The 19,237-nt window shown below is 68.1% G+C and carries 19 protein-coding genes and 1 pseudogene; 9 read left to right on the forward strand and 11 right to left on the reverse strand.

What is annotated here, in order from left to right:
- The first annotated feature begins 24 nt into the window (after nt 1-24).
- On the forward strand, nt 25-261 hold the full coding sequence (locus AC5Y6X_RS21010; protein WP_499988905.1) for a hypothetical protein: 237 nt from the start codon (nt 25-27) through the stop codon (nt 259-261).
- A 67-nt stretch (nt 262-328) separates the two neighbouring features.
- On the opposite strand, the gene AC5Y6X_RS21015 is transcribed toward AC5Y6X_RS21010, so the two are convergent.
- A complete protein-coding gene (locus AC5Y6X_RS21015) occupies nt 329-1,693 on the reverse strand; it encodes an aspartate aminotransferase family protein (RefSeq protein ID WP_499988907.1) in 1,365 nt (454 codons plus the stop codon).
- On the opposite strand from AC5Y6X_RS21015, the gene AC5Y6X_RS21020 reads away from it, so the two are divergent.
- Both AC5Y6X_RS21020 and AC5Y6X_RS21025 read left to right on the forward strand, forming a co-directional pair.
- Complete coding sequence (locus tag AC5Y6X_RS21020) at nt 1,694-2,602, forward strand: sigma-70 family RNA polymerase sigma factor (RefSeq protein ID WP_499988838.1); 909 nt, start codon at nt 1,694-1,696, stop codon at nt 2,600-2,602.
- A 3-nt stretch (nt 2,603-2,605) separates the two neighbouring features.
- Nucleotides 2,606-3,094, forward strand: a complete 489-nt coding sequence (locus tag AC5Y6X_RS21025) for a PPOX class F420-dependent oxidoreductase (RefSeq protein ID WP_499988840.1) — start codon at nt 2,606-2,608, stop codon at nt 3,092-3,094.
- Here the strand turns inward: AC5Y6X_RS21025 and AC5Y6X_RS21030 are convergent.
- Nucleotides 3,095-3,724 (reverse strand): annotated as a pseudogene (locus AC5Y6X_RS21030) (carboxymuconolactone decarboxylase family protein); the annotation flags it as partial. It lies immediately after the preceding gene.
- 214 nt (nt 3,725-3,938) lie between these two features.
- Here AC5Y6X_RS21030 and AC5Y6X_RS21035 point away from each other — a divergent pair.
- A complete protein-coding gene (locus tag AC5Y6X_RS21035) occupies nt 3,939-5,015 on the forward strand; it encodes a GGDEF domain-containing protein (RefSeq protein WP_499988842.1) in 1,077 nt (358 codons plus the stop codon).
- A gap of 24 nt (nt 5,016-5,039) precedes the next feature.
- On the opposite strand, the gene AC5Y6X_RS21040 is transcribed toward AC5Y6X_RS21035, so the two are convergent.
- Genes AC5Y6X_RS21040 through sdhC form a run of 4 tightly spaced genes read right to left on the reverse strand, consistent with a single transcriptional unit; the run spans nt 5,040 to nt 8,367 of the window.
- Nucleotides 5,040-5,831, reverse strand: coding sequence for a succinate dehydrogenase iron-sulfur subunit (locus tag AC5Y6X_RS21040; protein WP_499988844.1), 792 nt, complete (start codon nt 5,829-5,831; stop codon nt 5,040-5,042).
- Nucleotides 5,831-7,603 (reverse strand): succinate dehydrogenase flavoprotein subunit, encoded by a 1,773-nt coding sequence (gene sdhA / locus AC5Y6X_RS21045; protein WP_499988846.1) that lies wholly within the window; start codon nt 7,601-7,603, stop codon nt 5,831-5,833. Before sdhA ends, AC5Y6X_RS21040 begins: the two co-directional genes overlap by 1 nt.
- An 18-nt stretch (nt 7,604-7,621) precedes the next feature.
- Nucleotides 7,622-8,032 carry a succinate dehydrogenase hydrophobic membrane anchor subunit gene (locus tag AC5Y6X_RS21050; protein WP_499988848.1) on the reverse strand — a complete coding sequence of 137 codons (411 nt, stop codon included), beginning with the start codon at nt 8,030-8,032 and terminating at the stop codon, nt 7,622-7,624.
- Nucleotides 8,029-8,367: a succinate dehydrogenase, cytochrome b556 subunit gene (sdhC, locus tag AC5Y6X_RS21055; protein ID WP_499988909.1), complete on the reverse strand. Its 339-nt coding sequence runs from the start codon at nt 8,365-8,367 to the stop codon at nt 8,029-8,031. The genes AC5Y6X_RS21050 and sdhC overlap by 4 nt, the downstream gene beginning before the upstream one ends.
- Before the next feature lie 260 nt (nt 8,368-8,627).
- Between sdhC and AC5Y6X_RS21060 the strand changes: the two genes are divergently transcribed.
- From AC5Y6X_RS21060 to AC5Y6X_RS21070, 3 genes are read left to right on the forward strand one after another with little or no spacing between them, the layout of a single operon-like run.
- Nucleotides 8,628-9,026, forward strand: a complete 399-nt coding sequence (locus AC5Y6X_RS21060; protein WP_499988850.1) for a cytidine deaminase — start codon at nt 8,628-8,630, stop codon at nt 9,024-9,026.
- A complete protein-coding gene (locus AC5Y6X_RS21065) occupies nt 9,023-10,324 on the forward strand; it encodes a thymidine phosphorylase (RefSeq protein ID WP_499988852.1) in 1,302 nt (433 codons plus the stop codon). The genes AC5Y6X_RS21060 and AC5Y6X_RS21065 overlap by 4 nt, the downstream gene beginning before the upstream one ends.
- Nucleotides 10,321-11,409, forward strand: coding sequence for an adenosine deaminase (locus AC5Y6X_RS21070; protein ID WP_499988854.1), 1,089 nt, complete (start codon nt 10,321-10,323; stop codon nt 11,407-11,409). The genes AC5Y6X_RS21065 and AC5Y6X_RS21070 overlap by 4 nt, the downstream gene beginning before the upstream one ends.
- 7 nt (nt 11,410-11,416) lie before the next feature.
- On the opposite strand, the gene AC5Y6X_RS21075 is transcribed toward AC5Y6X_RS21070, so the two are convergent.
- On the reverse strand, nt 11,417-11,731 hold the full coding sequence (locus AC5Y6X_RS21075; protein ID WP_499988856.1) for a hypothetical protein: 315 nt from the start codon (nt 11,729-11,731) through the stop codon (nt 11,417-11,419).
- A gap of 113 nt (nt 11,732-11,844) precedes the next feature.
- Nucleotides 11,845-15,138, reverse strand: coding sequence for a helix-turn-helix transcriptional regulator (locus AC5Y6X_RS21080; RefSeq protein ID WP_499988858.1), 3,294 nt, complete (start codon nt 15,136-15,138; stop codon nt 11,845-11,847).
- 195 nt (nt 15,139-15,333) lie between these two features.
- Here AC5Y6X_RS21080 and AC5Y6X_RS21085 point away from each other — a divergent pair, with 195 nt between their 5' ends.
- The gene (locus AC5Y6X_RS21085; RefSeq protein ID WP_499988860.1) at nt 15,334-16,578 is read left to right on the forward strand and encodes a cytochrome P450; all 1,245 of its coding nucleotides are present in this window, start codon (nt 15,334-15,336) and stop codon (nt 16,576-16,578) included.
- Nucleotides 16,579-16,690: 112 nt separating this feature from the next.
- Complete coding sequence (locus AC5Y6X_RS21090; protein ID WP_324680197.1) at nt 16,691-17,050, forward strand: hypothetical protein; 360 nt, start codon at nt 16,691-16,693, stop codon at nt 17,048-17,050.
- Between the two features lie 10 nt (nt 17,051-17,060).
- Here the strand turns inward: AC5Y6X_RS21090 and AC5Y6X_RS21095 are convergent, their stop codons facing one another.
- From AC5Y6X_RS21095 to AC5Y6X_RS21105, 3 genes are all read right to left on the reverse strand, one after another.
- On the reverse strand, nt 17,061-17,594 hold the full coding sequence (locus AC5Y6X_RS21095; RefSeq protein WP_499988911.1) for a DinB family protein: 534 nt from the start codon (nt 17,592-17,594) through the stop codon (nt 17,061-17,063).
- A gap of 560 nt (nt 17,595-18,154) precedes the next feature.
- The gene (locus AC5Y6X_RS21100; protein WP_499988861.1) at nt 18,155-18,616 is read right to left on the reverse strand and encodes a DUF2834 domain-containing protein; all 462 of its coding nucleotides are present in this window, start codon (nt 18,614-18,616) and stop codon (nt 18,155-18,157) included.
- A 106-nt stretch (nt 18,617-18,722) separates the two neighbouring features.
- A partial coding sequence (locus tag AC5Y6X_RS21105) for an HNH endonuclease signature motif containing protein (RefSeq protein WP_499988862.1) occupies nt 18,723-19,237 on the reverse strand: 515 nt, incomplete at its 5' end.

Genomic DNA, 19,237 nt, shown 5'->3' on the forward strand with positions numbered 1-19,237 from the left:
GCTGGTGAATCCGGCCCCCGGCCGCTGAGTCGACTGCTCAAGCAGGTCGAGAAGGGGACTCAGGTGCGCAGCTCCGGGTCCGACCAGGTGCTGGAGGAGCTGAAGCAGCATCGCGATGCCGCAACCGACCCCGACCTGCGGTCCGCGCTCGCCTGGCTGTGTAACGCGCAGACGCGGATGGTGAGCAGCCCGACGGCGGCGCATTCCCGGGAGGTGCTGCTGGCCGCCTACGAGGTCAACCGGGTCCTCGCCGTCGGCTGACCCCCCGCGAGACTGCAACTACCGACGGGGCCACTCGGGCGATGTGTCGCCAGTTGCAGTTTCGCGGTCACAGGCGCGCCGACTCCTCGCTGAGCACGCCGCGCAGGGCGGCCTCGATGGTGTCGAACTCGGCCTGAGCGCTGATCAGCGGCGGCGCCAGCTGGATGACGGAGTCGCCGCGATCGTCTGTGCGGCAATACAATCCGGCCTCGAACAGCGCCGCCGACACCCGGCCCAGCAGCGCCCGGCGCTCCTCGTCGCTGAAGGTCTGCTTGGTCGCCTGGTCCTTGACCAGCTCGACGCCGTAGAAGTATCCCTCGCCGCGAACGTCGCCGACGATCGGCAGGTCGTACAACTTCTCCAGCGTGGCGCGGAAGGCCGGTGCGTTTTGCTTGACACGGTCGTTGAGGCCCTCGCGCTCGAAGATGTCGAGGTTGGCCAGCGCCACGGCGGCCGAAACCGGGTGCCCGCCAAAGGTGTAGCCGTGCGGGAACATCGTGTTGCCGTCGTCGAACGGCTCGAACAGTCGGTCGCTGGCGATCATCGCGCCGATCGGCGAGTAGCCCGACGTCATCCCCTTGGCGCAGGTGATCATGTCGGGCACGTAGCCGAAGTCGTCACAGGCGAACATCGACCCGATCCGGCCGAACGCGCAGATCACCTCGTCGGAGACCAGCAGCACGTCGTAGGAGTCGCAGATCTCGCGGACCCGCTCGAAGTAGCCCGGCGGGGGCGGGATGGAGCCGCCGGCGTTCTGCACCGGTTCCAGGAACACCGCCGCGACGGTCTGGGGCCCCTCGAACTCGATGGCCTCGGCGATCCGGTCGGCGGCCCACTGCCCGAAGGCCTTCACGTCCGTGTGGAACGGTTCCGGCGCGCGGTAGAAGTCGGTGTTGGGCACCCGGAAACCGCCCGGCGTCACCGGCTCGAACGGCGCCTTGTACGACGGCAGCCCGGTGATCGCCAGCGCGCCCTGGGTGGTGCCGTGGTAGGCGACCGAGCGCGAAATCACCTTGTGCTTACCGGGTTTGCCGGTCAGCTTGAAGTACTGCTTGGCCACCTTCCACGCGGTCTCGACGGCCTCGGTGCCGCCAGTGGTGAAAAACACCCGGTTCAACTCGCCCGGCGCGTAGCGTGCGAGGCGCTCGGCGAGCTCGATGGCGGGCGGGGTGGCATATCCCCACAGCGGGAAGAACGCCAGGGTGCCGGCCTGCCGGGCCGCGACCTCGGCGAGCTCGGCGCGGCCGTGGCCGACCTGCACGGTGAACAGGCCGGACAGCGCGTCCAGGTAGCTCTTGCCGCGGTCGTCGAAGATGGTGACGCCGTCGCCGCGCATGATGACCGGCGGCGTGAAGTCCGGGCCGTGCCGGGTGAAGTGCAGCCAGAGATTGCGAGTCATGTTGTCGGTGAGCGTAACGCTAGGCTCGCTGATATGACCGCAGCGCAGCAGGTCAGTGAGTTCGAAGAGTTGCGGCCGCATCTCATGGCGGTCGCCTACCGGCTGACCGGCACAGTCGCCGATGCCGAGGACATCGTGCAGGAGGCGTGGCTGCGCTGGCACGGGCGGGACGATGCGATCGTCGACCTGCGGGCCTGGCTGACCACCGTGGTGAGCCGGCTCGGCCTGGACAAGCTGCGGTCGGCGGCGCACCGTCGCGAGACCTACACCGGCAATTGGCTGCCCGAGCCGGTGGTCACCGGCCTCGATCGGGCCGACCCGCTGTCCGCGGTGGTGGCCGCCGAGGATGCGCGGTTCGCGGCGATGGTGGTGCTGGAGCGGCTCACCCCCGATCAGCGGGTCGCGTTCGTGCTGCACGACGGGTTCGCGGTGCCGTTCGCGGAGGTGGCCGAGGTGCTGGGGACCAACGAGGCCGCCGCCCGGCAGCTGGCGTCGCGGGCCCGCAAGGCGGTCGCCGCCGAGCCGCCCCCGGAACCCGACCCGTCACACGCCGAGGTGGTCGGGAAGCTTATGGCCGCCATGGCCGCCGGCGACGTGGAGGCCGTGGTTGCGCTGCTGCATCCCGATGTGATCTTCACCGGCGATTCGAATGGCAAGGCGCCCACGGCGGTTCAGGTCATCCACGGGCCGGACAAGGTGGTGCGGTTCATGCTCGGCCTGGCCCGCCGCTACGGCCCGGAGTTCTTCACGGCCTACGAGCTGGGGCTGGTCAACGGCGAGCTGGGCATCTACACGGCGGGCTTCCCCGCGAGCGACGGCTACCGGGAGATGTGCCCGCGGGTGATGGCGATGACGGTGCGCGACGGAAAGGTCTGCGCCCTATGGGATATCGCCAATCCCGACAAGTTCACCGGCTCCCCCCTGCGGCGCGGGCGGCCCTGAGTCATGGCGGGCAGGGTCGCCGAGGCGATGGGCAAACTGATGTTCCGGGGCATGGACAAGCTGCGCCACCGCAGCGCCTTCGACGCTCTGACTCCGCAAGGCAACGACTTCGCCGGTTTCGAAAACACGCGGCAAATCTTGTTGGTGACGTTCAAGCGTTCCGGCGAGGCGATGCCGAGCCCGATCAATCACGGTGTCGCCGACGGGAAGATCTATGTGCGAACCGATCCGTCCACCGGAAAGGTCAAGCGGATCAAGAACAATCAGCGCGTCGTGGTGGTGCCCTGCAGCCTCCGCGGCAAGCCCAAAGGGCAGGCGGTTGCCGGGACGGCCCGAATCCTGCCCGAGTCCGAACATGCGCACGCGGACAAGGTGATCGCGGCGAATTGGAGCCTGCCCATGAAGCTATTCGAACGCAGCCTGGACAAGGGCAGCGCGGCGTTCGGCATCCCGACCGCCTACATCGAGATCACCCCGGCGCAAGGGCCTTAGTCAGCTCAGGACCTGCGTTTCGTCGGCCCACGGAACACGGCACGCGTCACCGGAATTGAAGCCCTGCTCGGTGATGCCCAGGGCGGTGTTCACCCGCGCCCGCATGTTCTCCAGACCGACCTGATAGGTGAGCTCGAACACCCCGGCATCACCGAAACGGGCCCGCAGGTCGGCGACCTGCTCGTCGGTGACGGTGTGCGGGTCGGTCGTCATGGCGTCGGCGTAGGCGATGGCGGCGCGCTCGTCGTCGCTGAATGCCGGTGAGGTGGCGTAATTGTCGATGTCCTTGAGCCGCTCCATGTCCAGGCCGTCGAGGCGCTGCAGCATGGACCCGAAGTCGACGCACCACGAGCAGCCGATCTGGCGCGCGGTCCAGTACACCGCAAGCTCGCGCACGCTGGCCGGAAGCGTCTTGGACGCCCGGTCGACCATCGTCTCGTGCACGGCGCCGGCGATCAGCAGCTTGCGGTGATGCGCGGACACGGCGAATGGTTCGGGGACCTGGCCGTAGCGCCGCTTGGCGACCCGGTACATGACGCGGGTCAGCAGGCCGGCGCGGTTGGGGGGCAGGGGCTCGATGCGGGTTTTCTGTGTCATATCCCTCAGACGAGACGGGCACGCAAAGTGTGACGCGCCCCCACCCCTCTCCGCGAGCGTGCGTGTCTGTACGGCGCCACGCCGTAAATGGCGTACAACTGTGCACGCTCGCGGCACATAGCGCGGTCAGGGCGATGGGTGACTTCGATGGCTTCTGCCTCGTGGGCCGCGGGAGCGCCGTAGCATGCGGCTAGCCTTTCGACGTCGATGAGCGTCGATGAGCGGTGGTGGCGATTGGGAGTCAACGATGACCGCGCTGTTTAGCCGGCGGGCCGATCAGTACGACTGGCTCTCCGGCTACCTCGCGTCGCGGGGCATCAGCGGCGCCACCCGGGCCGTGATGGCGTTGATCTCGGCGTCGATGGTGTTGTGCCTGCTCGCGCTGCTGGGCGGCTCCGACGGTCCGCGCGGGGCGGTGCCGGTGGCGATGACGTGGGCGGCCGTCGCCGGCGGGGTGGCGGGCGTCGCGCTGTGGGCGTGGCGCTGGCCGACGCGCGGGCAGTCAATCGCATTCGCCATCACCTGCAACACCGCCGTCGCCTTGGCATGCCTGGCACACCCGAACCCGCTCGCCGCGCTGATCGGCTGCATTGCCTTCGCGACCTTCGGCGCCTACATGGCGTTCTTTCACACCACGGGACTTGTGCTGTACAACTTCGCGGTCGCCGCCGCGGTGGGATCCTGGGAGGCGTTGTCGCTGGCGAGGTCCGGGCACCCCAGCCTCGCCGGGGTGGATCTGTGGCTGGTGATCGAGGTCAACATCGCGCTGCCGCTGGCCATTCGCATTCTGGTGCGCGCCCTGACGGGAGACCTGCTGCAAGCCGACCGGGATCCGTTGACGGGCCTGCTGAACCGGCGCACCTTTCAGCACGAGGCGTTGGGGATGGTGTTGGCCCGCCGGGGCATCGACTCCCACCTGGTGGTCATGCTGATCGACCTCGACCACTTCAAAGCGATCAACGACCGGCTCGGTCACGCGGCGGGGGACCGCGCACTGGTTCAGGTCGCTCAGGCGCTGTTGTCCGCGTCGGACGACCAGGCGGTGGTGGCGCGCAGCGGCGGCGAGGAATTCCTGCTGGCCGGCACCTCCAAGACGTGCAACGCCGAATCGTTGGCCGCGCAGATGTGTCGCGCCATCGCGGCGTCGGCGGCGGGGGTGACCGCCAGCATCGGCACGGCCTGCGCCCATCTCGAAGACACCGCGTCCGAACCGCAATCGCTGCTGGGGGAGTTGATCACCGCCGCCGATGCCGCGATGTATGAGGCAAAACGGTTGGGGGGCAACCGAAGCAGCCATCACGAGCTGTGTGACCCGCGCAGATGACCAGCGGGCCGCCAAAGTGCCGAACTAACGCGAGAACATGATCGCGCGCTTGACCTCCTGGATCGCCTTCGTCACCTCGATCCCGCGCGGGCAGGATTCGGTGCAGTTGAACGTGGTCCGGCACCGCCACACGCCGTCGACCTCGTTGAGGATGTCGAGGCGCTCCGCGGCGGCCTCGTCGCGGCTGTCGAAGATGAAGCGGTGCGCGTTGACGATCGCGGCGGGACCGTAGTAGCTGCCCTCGTGCCAGAACACCGGGCAGCTGGTGGTGCACGCCGCGCACAGGATGCACTTGGTGGTGTCGTCGTAGCGGGCGCGGTCGGCCGGGCTCTGGATGCGTTCCCGCGTCGGCGGGTTGCCGGTGGTGATCAGGTACGGCTTCACCGCGCGGTATGCCTCGAAGAACGGCTCCATGTCGACGACGAGATCCTTCTCCACCGGCAGCCCCCGGATCGGTTCGACCGTGACGGTCAGCGACTTGCCCGGCTTCTTGGGCAGCAGGTGGCGCATCAGCACCTTGCACGCCAGCCGGTTGACGCCGTTGATGCGCATGGCGTCCGACCCGCACACCCCGTGCGCGCAGGAGCGCCGGAACGTCAGCGTGCCGTCGAGGTAGCTCTTGATGTAGATGAGCAGGTTGAGCACCCGGTCGCTGGGCAGGCAGGGCACCCGGAAGCTCTGCCAGCCACCGGAATCGGCGTACGCGTCCGGGTTTTCGGGGTTGAACCGGGCGATCTTGACGGTCACCATCACCGCGCCCTCCGGGACGGGCGGCAGGGGCGGCGCGGAGGTGTCGACGTCTGGTTCAAGAGCCATCAGTACTTCCGTTCCTTGGGTTGGTAGCGGGTCTGCACGACGGGCTTGAAGTCCAGCGCGATGTCGGACAGCAGATCGGCGCCCTGCTTATCGGCCCCAATTTCCTTATAGGCCATGGTGTGGCGCATGTAGTTGACGTCGTCGCGGTCCGGATAGTCCTCGCGGGCGTGCCCGCCGCGGGACTCCTTGCGATTCAGGGCGCCGACCACGGTGACCTCGGCCAGCTCCAGCAGGAAGCCCAGCTCGATGGCTTCCAGCAGGTCGCTGTTGAAGCGCTTTCCCTTGTCGTGCACGGAGATTCGGGAGTAGCGCTCCTTCAGGGCGTGGATGTCGGTCAGCGCCTGCTTCAGCGTGTCCTCGGTGCGGAATACCGCGGCGTTGTTGTCCATCGTCTGCTGCAGCGCACCCCGGATGTCGGCGACGCGCTCGTTGCCGTTCTCGGAGAGGATGTCGGCAACCCAGCCCACCACCATCGCAGCCGGCTCCGGCGGCATGTCGACGAAGTCGTGACCCCGCGCATACGAGGCCGCGGCGATGCCGGCGCGGCGGCCGAACACGTTGATGTCCAGCAGCGAGTTGGTGCCCAGCCGGTTGGCGCCGTGCACCGACACGCACGCGCACTCGCCGGCCGCGTACAGGCCCGGGACGACGGATGTGTTGTCCCGCAACACTTGTCCGGTGACGGTGGTCGGGATGCCGCCCATCAGGTAGTGGCACGTCGGGTAGACGGGCACCAGTTCGTGCACCGGGTCCACGCCCAGGTAGGTGCGGGCGAACTCGGTGATGTCGGGCAGCTTGGCCTCGAGCACGTCCTCGCCGAGATGGCGGACGTCGATGTAGACGTAGTCCTTGTTCGGTCCCGCGCCGCGGCCCTCCAGAACCTCCAAAACCATGGAGCGGGCGACGATGTCGCGGGGCGCCAGGTCGACGATCGTCGGGGCGTAGCGCTCCATGAACCGTTCGCCGTCGGCGTTGAGCAGCCGGCCGCCCTCGCCGCGGACGGCCTCGGAGATCAGGATGCCCAGCCCGGCCAGCCCCGTCGGATGGAACTGGTGAAACTCCATGTCCTCCAATGGAAGTCCCTTGCGGAACACGATGCCGATGCCGTCGCCGGTCAGCGTGTGCGCGTTGGAGGTGGTCTTGTACATGCGGCCCGCACCGCCGGTCGCGATCACGACGGCCTTGGCGTGGAAGACGTGAACATCGCCCGTCGCCAACTCGTAGGCGACCACCCCGGTGGCCATCGGTCCGCTCGGCGTCTGCGTCAAAACCAGGTCCAGCGCGTAGAACTCGTTGAAGAACTCCACGTCGTGCTTGATGCAGTTCTGGTAGAGCGTCTGCAGGATCATGTGGCCCGTGCGGTCGGCGGCGTAGCAGGCCCGGCGCACCGGGGCCTTGCCGTGGTCGCGGGTGTGCCCGCCGAAGCGGCGCTGGTCGATGCGGCCCTCGGGGGTGCGGTTGAACGGCATCCCCATCTTCTCCAGGTCGAGCACCGCGTCGATGGCCTCCTTGCACATGATCTCCACGGCGTCCTGGTCGGCGAGGTAGTCGCCGCCCTTGACGGTGTCGAAGGTGTGCCATTCCCAGTTGTCGTCCTCGACGTTGGCCAGCGCGGCGCACATGCCGCCCTGCGCGGCGCCGGTGTGGCTGCGGGTGGGGTAGAGCTTGGTCAGCACCGCGGTGCGCACGCGGGGGCCGGCCTCGACGGCCGCGCGCATGCCCGCGCCGCCCGCGCCGACGATCACCACGTCGTATCGGTGTTGGTGCAGCAACCGGGTCGCCTCCCTCGATCAGGAAATGTTCGGGTCGAAGGTCACCAGCACGTAGGTCCCCAGCGCCAGGGTGAATCCCATCGACAGCAGCAGCAGGCTGTTCAGCCAGAACCGGGTGCTGTCCTTGCGGCTGTAGTCGTCGATGATGGTGCGCAGGCCGTTGCCGCCGTGCAGCTGCGCCAGCCACAGCAGCGTCAGGTCCCAGAATTGCCAGAACGGCGACGCCCAGCGCTGCGCCACGTAGTTGAAGTCGATGCGGTATACGCCGTCGTCCCACATCAGCATCACCAACAGGTGCCCGACGACCAGGAAGATCAGCACCACGCCGGAGAACCGCATGAACAGCCACGCGAACTTCTCGAAGTTGGGTATGCCGGCGCGACGGCGGGGCGAGCGCGGGTTGTCCAGGCTGGCCGGACGGTAGCTCATCGGAACTGCTCCCACATGTGGATGCCCATCGCCACCGCGACCGGAACCATCAGCAGCAGGTAGACGACGCCGACGATCCACAGCATCAGCCGCTGGTGGCGCGGGCCCTGCGACCAGAAGTCGATCAGGATGACCCGGACCCCGTTCAGGGCATGAAACAGCACCGCGGCCACCAGGCCGAACTCCATCACGCCCACGATCGGCGTCTTGTAGGTCTGGACCACCTCGTTGTAGGTCTGCGGGCTCACCCGGACCAGGGTGGTGTCCAACACGTGGACGAACAGAAAGAAGAAGATCGTCGCCCCGGTGATGCGGTGCAGCACCCACGACCACATGCCGGGATCCCCCCGATACAGCGTCCGCGGTGGCCGCCGCTTGCGCGAGGGCGCCGGTGCGGCCGGATCCGCGGTTGTCGTTTGTGCACTCACTGAAGTTCCCACCGCCTTCGTGAACAAGCCGGGCAACCGAGCTTAGCCCGGCGGCGATGCGCCGTGGTAGGACGACGATCCGGCCTCAGGCCCGTGTCGTGCCGGAGTTAGGGTGGCTGCAAAAGCCGGCCCAGGAAGCCAGCCCATCGGTGAGCGGGGGTTGCGGTATGGACGATATCGACTGGAATGCGCTGCGGGACAGCGCGATTCAAGCGGCCACGGGAGCCTACGCGCCGTACTCGCGGTTTCCGGTGGGCGCGGCGGCGCTGGTCGACGACGGCCGCGTGGTCACCGGCTGCAATGTGGAGAACGTCTCATATGGCCTTGGTCTCTGCGCCGAGTGCGGCGTGGTGTGCGCCCTGCACTCGACCGGCGGGGGACGGCTGGTCGCGCTGGCGTGCGTGGACGGGCGGGGATCCCCGCTGATGCCGTGCGGGCGCTGCCGTCAGGTGTTGCTGGAACACGGCGGGCCCGGCTTGCTGATCGACCACCCGGCCGGGCCGCGCCGCCTCGACGAGTTGCTGCCCGACGCGTTCGGCGCCGACCTGCCGCGGGAACGCCCTTGACCGACTTGGCATTCGACGCGCCGACGGTGATCAGGACCAAGCGCGACGGCGGCAGGCTGTCCGATGGGGCCATCGCGTGGGTCGTCGACGCCTACACCGACGGCCGCGTCGGCGACGAACAGATGGCGGCGCTGCTGATGGCCATCGTACTGCGCGGCATGGACCGCGGCGAGATCGCCGCGTGGACGGCGGCCATGCTGGCGTCGGGTGAGCGGATGGACTTCGCCGACCTGCGCCGCGACGGACGGCCCCTGCCCACCGTGGACAAGCACTCCACCGGCGGGGTCGGGGACAAGATCACGCTGCCGTTGGTGCCCGTCGTCGCCGCCTGCGGTGCGGCGGTGCCCCAGGCGTCGGGCCGCGGGCTCGGGCACACCGGCGGCACCCTGGACAAGCTGGAATCCATCGCCGGGTTCAACGCCCGGCTGTCCAACCGGCGGGTCCGCGAACAGCTCGTCGACGTCGGGGCGGCGATCTTCGCCGCCGGCCAGCTGGCGCCCGCGGACGCCAAGCTGTACGCGCTGCGCGACATCACCGCGACCGTCGAGTCCCTGCCGCTGATCGCGAGCTCGGTGATGAGCAAGAAGCTGGCCGAGGGCGCGGCGGCGCTGGTGCTCGACGTGAAGGTGGGCTGCGGGGCGCTGCTGGCGTCGGAGGCCCAGTCCCGCGAGCTGGCGCACATCATGATCGAGCTGGGCGCCGCGCACGGGGTACCCACGCGCGCGCTGCTGACGGACATGAACGTCCCGCTGGGCGCGGCCGTCGGCAACGCGCTCGAGGTGGCCGAGTCCCTGGACGTGCTGGCCGGCGGCGGGCCGCCCGACGTGGTGGAGCTGACGCTGCGGCTGGCCGCCGAGATGCTCGAGCTCGCCGGGATCGACGGCGCCGATCCCGCGCCGACGCTGCGCGACGGCACCGCGATGGACCGGTTTCGGCAGCTCGTCGCGGCCCAGGGCGGCGACTTGTCGATACCGTTGCCTATCGGTGCGCACTCCGAGACCGTGACCGCGCCCCGGGGCGGCACAATGGGCGATATCGACGCGATGGCAGTGGGGCTGACGGCATGGCGGCTCGGTGCGGGCAGGTCCCGCCCGGGCGCACGGGTGCAGCCCGGGGCCGGCGTCAAGATCCACCGCCGTCCCGGCGAGCCGGTGGCGGCCGGCGAGCCGCTGTTCACCCTCTACACCGACACCCCGGAACGCTTCGCCACCGCGATGGCCGAGCTGGACGGCGGCTGGGCCGTCGGGGACACGCCACCGGTTTCACGGCCGCTGATCATCGATCGGGTCGCCCCGTGACCACACCCCTGGGCCTGCAGGAGATCAGGAAGGCGCCCAAGGCCCTGCTGCACGATCACCTCGACGGCGGGCTGCGCCCGTCCACCGTGCTGGACATCGCCGGCCAGATCGGCTACGACGGGCTGCCCGCCACCGATGCCGACGAGCTGGCCACCTGGTTTCGCACCCGCTCGCACAGCGGCTCGCTGGAGCGCTACCTGGAGCCGTTCTCGCACACCGTGGCGGTGATGCAGACGGCCGAATCGCTGCACCGGGTGGCCTACGAGTGTGTCGAGGACCTGGCCGCCGACTCGGTGGTCTACGCCGAGGTGCGGTTCGCCCCCGAGTTGCACATCGACCGCGGCCTGTGGTTCGACGAGATCGTCGAGGCGGTGCTGGCGGGTTTCGCCGAGGGGGAGAAGGCCTGCGCCGCCGCGGGCCGGCCGATCGTGGTGCGCCTGTTGGTCACCGCCATGCGCCACGCCGCGGTGTCCCGCGAGATCGCCGCGCTGGCGATCCGCTTCCGCGACAAGGGCGTGGTGGGATTCGACATCGCCGGCGCCGAGGCAGGCAACCCGCCGACGCGGCACCTGGACGCCTTCGAATACATGCGAGACCACAACGCGCGCTTCACGATTCACGCCGGTGAGGCGTTCGGGTTGCCGTCGATCCACGAGGCGATCGCGTTCTGCGGCGCCGACCGGCTGGGCCACGGGGTGCGGATCGTCGACGACATCGACGTGATCGAGGGCGGGGGCGTCCGGCTGGGCCGGCTGGCATCGATATTGCGGGACAAGCGAATTCCGCTGGAGCTGTGCCCTAGCTCGAATGTGCAGACCGGCGCGGTCAAGAGCATCGCGGACCACCCGTTCGATCTGCTGGCCCGCACCCGGTTCCGGGTGACCGTCAACACCGACAACCGGCTGATGAGCGACACCTCGATGAGCCTCGAAATGCACCGGCTGGTCGAGGCTTTCGGCTACGGGTGGAGCGACCTCGAGCGCTTCACCATCAATGCGATGAAGTCGGCGTTCATCCCGTTCGACGAGCGGCTGGCCATCATCGACGAGGTGATCAAGCCGCGGTATGCGGTGTTGATCGGCTAGGGGCCGGCTACAGTCCGGGCAGGCAGATCGGGGCGCCGTAGCACGGCGGCGGACCCAGCGGCTGCCGGGGAGCGTTGCCCTCCCACACGAACTGGCCGACGTTGCCCATGCCCCCGACGGGGACCCAGTACCAGTGGTGGCAGACGTTCATGTCCCAGCGGACATCCGGCATCGGCAACGGTTGGCCCGGGCACCAGTCGTGCGGGACGGTGAAGTTGTCCGCCTGGGCGGTGCCGGCGGCCAGCCACGAACCGCCCACCGCGAGGCCACCCGACAGCAGCGCGCCGACCAAGAGCTTCTTGACCTTGTGATTGTGTGACATTGTGTTGCGCCTTTCCTCGACGCTGTGATGCTGACGATCAGTATCCGCTCGCGGTGAGTGCATCAGGGTCGGTTCGCTACCGATCCCAAAAACGCTAGTCGGGGCAGCCTCGTTCAGGAAGCGCCGGCTTGACGCGCTGCCTCTTGGGCAAGCTGAACCCGCGACGTAAGGCCCAGCTTGGTGTAGACGTGGGTGAGGTGGGTCTCGACGGTGCGCGGTGAGATGAAAAGCCTGGTGGCGATGTCCTTGTTGCCCAGGCCCTCGCTGACGAGGCGGACGACGTCCAGTTCGGCGGGGGTGAGCGAGGCCCAGCCGCTGGACGGCCGTTTGCGTTCGCCGCGGCCGCGCTGCGCGTAGGCGATCGCTTCGTTGGTGGACAGCGCGGCGCCCTCGGCCCTGGCGGCGTCGAAGTCGTTCTGGCCCATGGCATCTCGGAGCGAGGCGACAAAATCCTCGTAGTCGGCTTGGTAAATCGCGTACCGCACCTCGCCGGTGCGCTGCCGGACGGCCTCCGCCGCGCCGACGAGCCGTGCCGCTTCGGGATAACTCTCGGCTTGCGCGGCCAGCCGAGCAAGGACGTCGAAGATGTCGGGTAAGCCCAGCTGCACTTCGCATTCGACCGCACCCGCGAGGGCGTCGTGGCAGTCACGCTCGGCGGCTGCCGCGTCGCTCTCGGCGAGCGCCACACGGGCACGGGTGATCAGTGCCAGCATCCGGAAATATCCCAGGTTGGTTGACACTGCCCGTTCGGCCCACAGCCGGGCCGCCTCCAGATCGCCTGTCGCAAGCTCGGTTTCGGCCCTCCACTTCAGGTTGGTCACCGTGAACTCGACGCCCGGTATGCGGCACCAACCCTGTTCGGTGGCCTCCTTGGCGGCCGCAACATGGCCGGCGGCCAGGTTTGCGATGCCCAACGCCAGATAGCCGAGTCCCTCCATTACCCAGCCGAGTTGGGCGGCGGACTCGATGGCCGCGTCGGCCGCCGCTCGCGCCTCGGTCGGCCTGCCCTGCCAGCCCAGGAATACGGCGTGCGCAATAAGGCCGTTGAATCTGCACAAGGAGTCGCCGGCCGCATCTGCGTCGGCGATTATCTCCCGTAATTCTGCGTCGGCGCCGGACAGGTCGCCGAACATCGCACGCGTCCCTGCGATACCCCACGTGCGGCACTGGCCGGCTGCGAACCGGTCACCAACCGCTTCGGCAAGCTCGCGCCCTTCTTCACCGGCCGCACGGGCAGCCTTCGCGTCGCCTGCCATGGTGGAGGCGTACGCCTGAAAGCCGAGCAGCTGGCTCAATCTCCATTTGTCGCCCAGGGTGCGCGCCAGCTCGATGGCCTCTGGAAAGTAGGTTGCCGCCTGCTGGGGGTGGGATGCGGCCGTACCAAAGCAGGCGGTGAGGGCGCGGACCAAGAGTGACGGGTCGTCTAGTTGGCGAGCGATGGCCAGCGCTTCCCTGGCCTGCTCCATCCGCTCGGGCACGCCGACCCAGCCGTCGAACAGGGCCGCGTCGGCCAGCGCCCGCGCCAGCACCGCCGGTGCCACCTCGCGGTCGACGGTGTCCAGGTCGGCCAGTGCCTCGTCGATCCAACTCATTCCCTCGCGCAGGCGGCCGCGGGTGAGCCACAGCGGCTGCAGCGACGACGCGAGCTGCAGTGCCAGCTCGACGTCGCGGTTCTCGAGGCTCCACGAGAACGCCGCGCGCAGGTTGTCGATCTCGGCCTCGATTTGCTCGACACGCCGCTGGTGTCCGGTGGCGGCCGGGGCGTCGAGCTGAGCGGCCATCGCGCTGTAGTAGTCGCGATGCCGCGCCCGCACGGCATCGGCCTCCCCGGACTCGCCGAGCTTTTCCAGGGCGTACTGGCGCACGGTCTCGAGTAGCCGGTACCGCATCCTGCCGCCCGTGTCGTCTGCGACCACGAGTGATTTGTCCACCAGCAGGGTCAGCTGGTCGAGGACCTGGTAGCGCTCGACCTCGGTGTCGCCGGCGACGGCGCGGGCGGCGGCCAGGTCGAATCCGCCCATGAACGGCGCAAGCCGGCGAAACAAGACCCGCTCGGGCTCCGTCAACAGCGCGTGCGACCAGTCCACCGAGGCGCGCAACGTTTGCTGTCGGCGCACCGCGGTGCGCCGCCCACCGATCAACAGCCGGAAGCGGTCGTTCAGGCTGTCGACGATCTCGTCGAGCGACAGCGCCCGCACCCGCGCCGCGGCGAGTTCGATGGCCAGCGGCATGCCGTCGAGGCGGCGGCAGATCTCCTTGACCGCGGGAAGGTCGTCATCGGTGACGGCGAAATCGGATCGCGCCCGGCGGGCCCGGTCCACGAACAGTTCGATGGCCTCGTCGTCCAACGACAGGGACGGCACCCGCCATGTCGCCTCGCCGGCCACCCCGATCGGCTCCCGACTCGTCGCCAGCAGCCTCAGCCCCGGACAGGCGCTCAGCAGCGCGGTGGTCAGCTCGGCGATCGCGTCCACGAGGTGCTCACAGTTGTCCAGCAGCACCAACATCCGACGGCCGCCCACAAACCGGATGAGCGTGTCCGTTGTGGACAGGCTCGACTGATCCGCCAGTCCGAGGGCGCCCGCCATCGTGACCGGTACGAGTTCGGGGTCGGCGATGGGCGCAAGGTCGACGTACCACACCCCGTCGTCGAAGTCGTCGGTCATTTGGCCCGCCACCTCGATGGCCAGCCGCGTCTTACCGACACCACCGGCGCCGGTCAGGGTGATCAGCCGGTCGGCGGCGAGGGTCTGCCGCACGTCGTCGATCTGCGTGCCGCGGCCGACGAAACTGGTGAGTTGCACCGGAAGATTTTGAGCGACAACGGTTTTCGACGTCCTCAGCGGCGGGAAGTCGTTGCGGATGTCCGGGTGGCAGAGCTGGACCACCCGTTCGGGACGGGCCACGCCGCGCAGCTCGTGCCTGCCGAGATCGGTCAGCCATGCGTCGGCCGGGAGCGCGTCGACGACCAGATCCTCGGTGGTGCCCGAGAGCACCGTCTGGCCGCCGTGCGCGAGATCGCGCAGCCGCGCGGTCCGGTTGATCGTCGGGCCGACGTAGTTGCCCTCGTCGCGCAGCTGCACCTCGCCGGTGTGCACACCGATGCGCAGCCGGATCGGGGCCAGCGGCGCCCGCTGCAACTGCAACGCGCACGCGATCGCCTCGGTCGCGCGGGCGAACGCGACCACGAAGCTGTCGCCCTCACCCTGCTCGACCGGCCGCACCCCGCCGTGGGCGGCGAGCAGGTCGGTCAGCGTCCGGTCCAAGCGCGCGAAGGCGGCCGTCATCTCCTCGGGCTGGGTCTCCCACAGCCGCGTCGAGCCCTCGACGTCGGCGAGCAGCAGCGTCACCGTCCCGGTTGGCAGCACGTCGCTCCAGTTCAACTCCGCGCGATCAGTTTCGGTCATGCTAGCCAGCATCTCGGGGCGGGACGCCGCAAACATCAGGGAAATCCCGTATGTCGACCGTCGAACGTCACGCTAGCGGGCCGTCCGGCGCCGATGGTGGCGCTGGCGTGACGCTCGGCGGCGAGGCATCGCGGCGCCATGCAGTTCCGTGCCGGCCCCGATGATCTGGCCCTGCCGAAATCCCATAGTCGAGTCATGACCACCCTTGCTGACAGCCGCCCAAGTGTTTTCGAAGCCGATCTACCCGCAATCGACTACGCAAACGCTCGACACCCCGACGAGGCGCACGCGATCATCAGGCGGGCCCGAGACAAGGCGCCGATCGCGATGGGGCCGTACGGGCCCGAGTTGCTGACGTATGAGCTCGTGCACACCGCGCTGCGCGACCCGCGGTTCCGGGTGCCGCAGGGTATGTTCCTTGCCGCGCAAGGTATTACCAGCGGCCCGTTGTGGGACCGCATCGCCACCAACATCCTCAGCCTCGACGGCGACGAACACCGCCGGCTGCGCCGGTTGGTCAGCAAGGCTTTCACCCCCAAGGCGACCGCACGGCTGCGCACCACAGCCGTCGGCATCATCAACGGACTGGTTGACAACGTCAGCGCGAACGGGCACTGCGACGTGGTTACCGACATCGCCCGTCAGTACCCGATCCCGGTCATCTGCGCACTACTCGGCGCGCCAGCCGAGGACTGGGAACTGTTCTCCGACTGGACCGACGACATCTTGGAGGCCTTCGGGTGGAACGCCGCCGACGCAACCCCGGCGATCCTGACCGCGTGGAAGGCGCTTGACGCCTATATCGACGACATGATTGCGGGCCGGCGACACAGTTTGACCGACGACCTGCTCTCCGAGCTGATCCGCGCCGAAGATGACGGCGATCGCCTCAGTCCCGGCGAACTCCGCATGCTCGTCGCCGCACTGCTGATGGCCGGTACCGACACCACCCGCCTGCAATTGGGTGCCGCGGTCCATGTGCTGTGCGATCATCCCGACCAGTGGGCCCTGCTCGGCCGGCACCCAGAGCTCGCGGCCAAGGCCGTCGACGAGCTGATCCGGCATTCGCCGATGATGTTCGTGACGTTGCGCGCGGCCGTGGAGGATGTCGAACTCGCCGGCGTCGTAATCCCTTCCGGCACAATCGTTGTCGTCAACACCGGCGCGGCCAACCGCGACCCCGCCGTCTGCGAAGACCCCGACCGCCTCGACATCACCCGCGAGGGCGCCCCGCCCGTGCAGACGTTCGGCGGCGGCATGCATTACTGCCTCGGCGCCAATCTCGCCCGCCTCGAGTTGGCCGAAGCGTTGGCGGTCCTGACGCGGCGCCTGCCCAATGCCCGACGCACCGGACCCGCACCGTGGAAGCCGGTGAACGCGCTCGGCGGACCCGTCACGCTGCCCATCGAATTCGACTCCACCCGCTCACCACTGACGTAACAGCCTGACGAAATCTATGTACGCAAGGGCGTGCCGGGAGTTCAATAAACGCATTCCGATTGGAATCGCTTAGGTGTCCGGTTGTCCGGACTGGGATGGAAGGAACGTCCCGATGAACTTCACTCGCGCGGTCACCCGAATGATGACCTCGGCGCTGCTGGCTGGCGGTATGGCGGTGGGACTGGCGGCAGCGGGTGCCGCCGACACCGACAAGGGCGGCGGCACGTGGTGCCCCGGGCAACCATTGCCGCAGGCGTACAACTTCAGAATCATTCCGGGTGGCGGCCTGTCCATGACCGGCCCGGTTCCAGATGCCGTCAACTGGGACATGTCGGTCTGCCACGACTGGTACCACAAGATGGTCGACAACGGCGACGGGACCAAGACCAACACAGTTGTCGAGGGCAGGCTGCTTCCGATGAATTGCGGCCTTTTCTGGTGTCCGGTGCCGCCCGGAACGCCGGCGCCTTAGGGCCCTGCCTTCAGGCCAGCTTCGTCAGCGTTAACTGCCGCCGATGATGGTCATAATGCAAACCGGCGTAGCGGTAGACATCCTCCAACGTCATGTAGTCGCGGAAGTACGGGTCCCAGTCGTCGGGATAGTGCATGCCACGCCTGAAGGCGTCCTCGGGTGCTCGATGTAGCGAGCGTTGCAGCGAACTGATCACGCGGTCTAGCTTGGCGGCCATTCGCTTTCGGTTGTAGACGCGGGCAGCGAAACGCGATCCGTAGAAGTTGATCCGTTCGAACGCGGGTGTGACCCCGTTGAGCAGTCGCGCATAGCCGCGACTAACAGAATCCGGGAGCCGGTCAAACAAGCGCACCAGCAACAGGAGGCGTTGCACAACCATGTATCCGAACACCATGTGGAACAACAACTCCTCGTTGTTCCACCTGGTGCCCTTGGTGGGTTTGGTCCAATCATCGTCATTGGCCGCCTCAATGAGGTGATGGAAGTCGGTGCGCGTTCGGTCGAGGTCCGCGGCGATAGCTGCGCGATCGATTGGTTGTGGCATTACCTTGCCTCGGTGCGAGGTGGAGCGATCACCTCCATCATCCGCCAGCGCAGCGGAAAGTTGTGGCGACAGCAACCAGTCGCTGATTACGGTGCTCCCGAACACATGAACGGAAACCCGCACCACGGCTTCTGCGTTGCCTGCGGCGGCGGTGGATCGGGTCCGTCCCAAGTAGTGGGCCCAACGTTTCCGTGCCCGTAGTAGACGCTCCACCACGTGTGGCAGACATTCGTGTCCCAGTTGACGTTCGCTCCCGAAAACGGGCAGCCCGTACCCGGGCCTTGGGGATGTCCTTGTTTGTCTCCCGGGCAGCATGTCCACGGCCCAAAGTACGGCTCGGCGTTGGCGGTAGCGGCTCCCACGCCCAAAAGGGCCACGGCGACGCCGCCCGACAGCAGCGTTGCGCCGAGCATCCGCTTGACGGTGCGATAGTGCGACACGGCTTGGCCTCGCTCCCTTTGCTTGAAGATGCCTCGGCTCACGGCGAATCCGCCGTGTGGGTAATTGTCTGATCGAGACCCATTACAGAGGGGCCGGTTTGCTACCGATCCCAACAAACCTCACCCCACGTCGATCCAGATAGTCAGGGCCGCGGTCATGACGGCGACAACCGCGAGCAGAGCCGCATCTGTCGTGCGGAGGCGCGGCGTGTCGGACGCACCCATACGCAACTCCCGGGCGATCAGGAACAGCGGAAACATCACACTTATGGCGATGAAGAATGACCCGACGACATAAAGCCAGACGAAGCGCACGCTGTGCTTCGTGGCTTCGATGACCATCAGAATGACGACGCTGATACCCAACATCAGGGCGTCTGCCGCCACGAAACGCGAGGCCGACGTGGCCTTGGCATCGCGCCAAAAGGCGCCTAAGAAGTCGGCGGCGCTGTGGACGTACGGGCCACCGTTACGCCATGTCGCAATCAGCGCGGCGAGAGCGATTGCGGCATAGACGGCGCAGAGGATCTTGCGGGACCTTGGAATGGACGGTGTTCCGTCGGCTTGGTTGGCTGTAGTCACGCCCTTACGCTAGAGCCGACTGAACCGCTCGCGCCGGAAGTCTTGCAAACGCGTTCGATCCGTTTTTCACCCGGACGAATTTCATAATGCCCCAGCCTGTTTGGGTTTAGTTGGTGGTGGGTGGTGGTTGGGGCTGGAAGGGGTCGTACCACCACCAGTCGGCGCGCTCGCCGAGCGGCCCGGGACATGGTGGCACCGCGGGTGGGGGTTGGGTTGGTGGGCGCGCCAGCGAACCCGGGCTCAGCGGTCGCCCGTCGCTGTCGGTCACGCGCAGCGCGTCGGCGGGCCCGGTGATGGTGATGATGCCGCGATGGTGCAGCCGGTGATGATACGGGCAGACCAGCACCAGGTTGGCCAGCTCGGTGGGCCCGCCGTCTTCCCAATGTTGGACGTGATGGGCGTGCAGACCGCGGGTGGCCCCGCAGCCGGGAACCGCGCAGGTGGGGTGGCGGTGCTCGAGCGCGCGGCGCAGTCGCCGGTTGATCAGCCGGGTGGTGCGCCCGGCGCCGATGGGCTGGCCGTCGCGTTCGAACCACACCTCGGCCGTGGCGTCACAGGTCAGGTAGCGGCGTTCGGCGTCGGTGAGCAGCGGGCCCAGATGCAGCGCGGCCAGGCGCTGGG

It is taken from the genome of Mycobacterium sp. NGS26 (genome assembly GCF_059813025.1).

Excerpts from the sequence above, each read along its gene's own strand:
- AC5Y6X_RS21085 (WP_499988860.1), top strand. The coding sequence starts at position 15,334 with ATGACCACCCTTGCTGACAGCCGCCCAAGTGTTTTCGAAGCCGATCTA.
- sdhC (WP_499988909.1), bottom strand. The coding sequence starts at position 8,367 with ATGTGGTCGTGGGTGCTGCACCGCATCACCGGGGCGACGATCTTCTTC.
- AC5Y6X_RS21090 (WP_324680197.1), top strand. The coding sequence starts at position 16,691 with ATGAACTTCACTCGCGCGGTCACCCGAATGATGACCTCGGCGCTGCTG.
- AC5Y6X_RS21050 (WP_499988848.1), bottom strand. The coding sequence starts at position 8,032 with ATGAGCTACCGTCCGGCCAGCCTGGACAACCCGCGCTCGCCCCGCCGT.
- AC5Y6X_RS21060 (WP_499988850.1), top strand. The coding sequence starts at position 8,628 with ATGGACGATATCGACTGGAATGCGCTGCGGGACAGCGCGATTCAAGCG.
- AC5Y6X_RS21025 (WP_499988840.1), top strand. The coding sequence starts at position 2,606 with ATGGCGGGCAGGGTCGCCGAGGCGATGGGCAAACTGATGTTCCGGGGC.
- AC5Y6X_RS21020 (WP_499988838.1), top strand. The coding sequence starts at position 1,694 with ATGACCGCAGCGCAGCAGGTCAGTGAGTTCGAAGAGTTGCGGCCGCAT.
- AC5Y6X_RS21080 (WP_499988858.1), bottom strand. The coding sequence starts at position 15,138 with ATGACCGAAACTGATCGCGCGGAGTTGAACTGGAGCGACGTGCTGCCA.
- AC5Y6X_RS21035 (WP_499988842.1), top strand. The coding sequence starts at position 3,939 with ATGACCGCGCTGTTTAGCCGGCGGGCCGATCAGTACGACTGGCTCTCC.
- AC5Y6X_RS21095 (WP_499988911.1), bottom strand. The coding sequence starts at position 17,594 with ATGCCACAACCAATCGATCGCGCAGCTATCGCCGCGGACCTCGACCGA.
- AC5Y6X_RS21075 (WP_499988856.1), bottom strand. The coding sequence starts at position 11,731 with ATGTCACACAATCACAAGGTCAAGAAGCTCTTGGTCGGCGCGCTGCTG.
- AC5Y6X_RS21040 (WP_499988844.1), bottom strand. The coding sequence starts at position 5,831 with ATGGCTCTTGAACCAGACGTCGACACCTCCGCGCCGCCCCTGCCGCCC.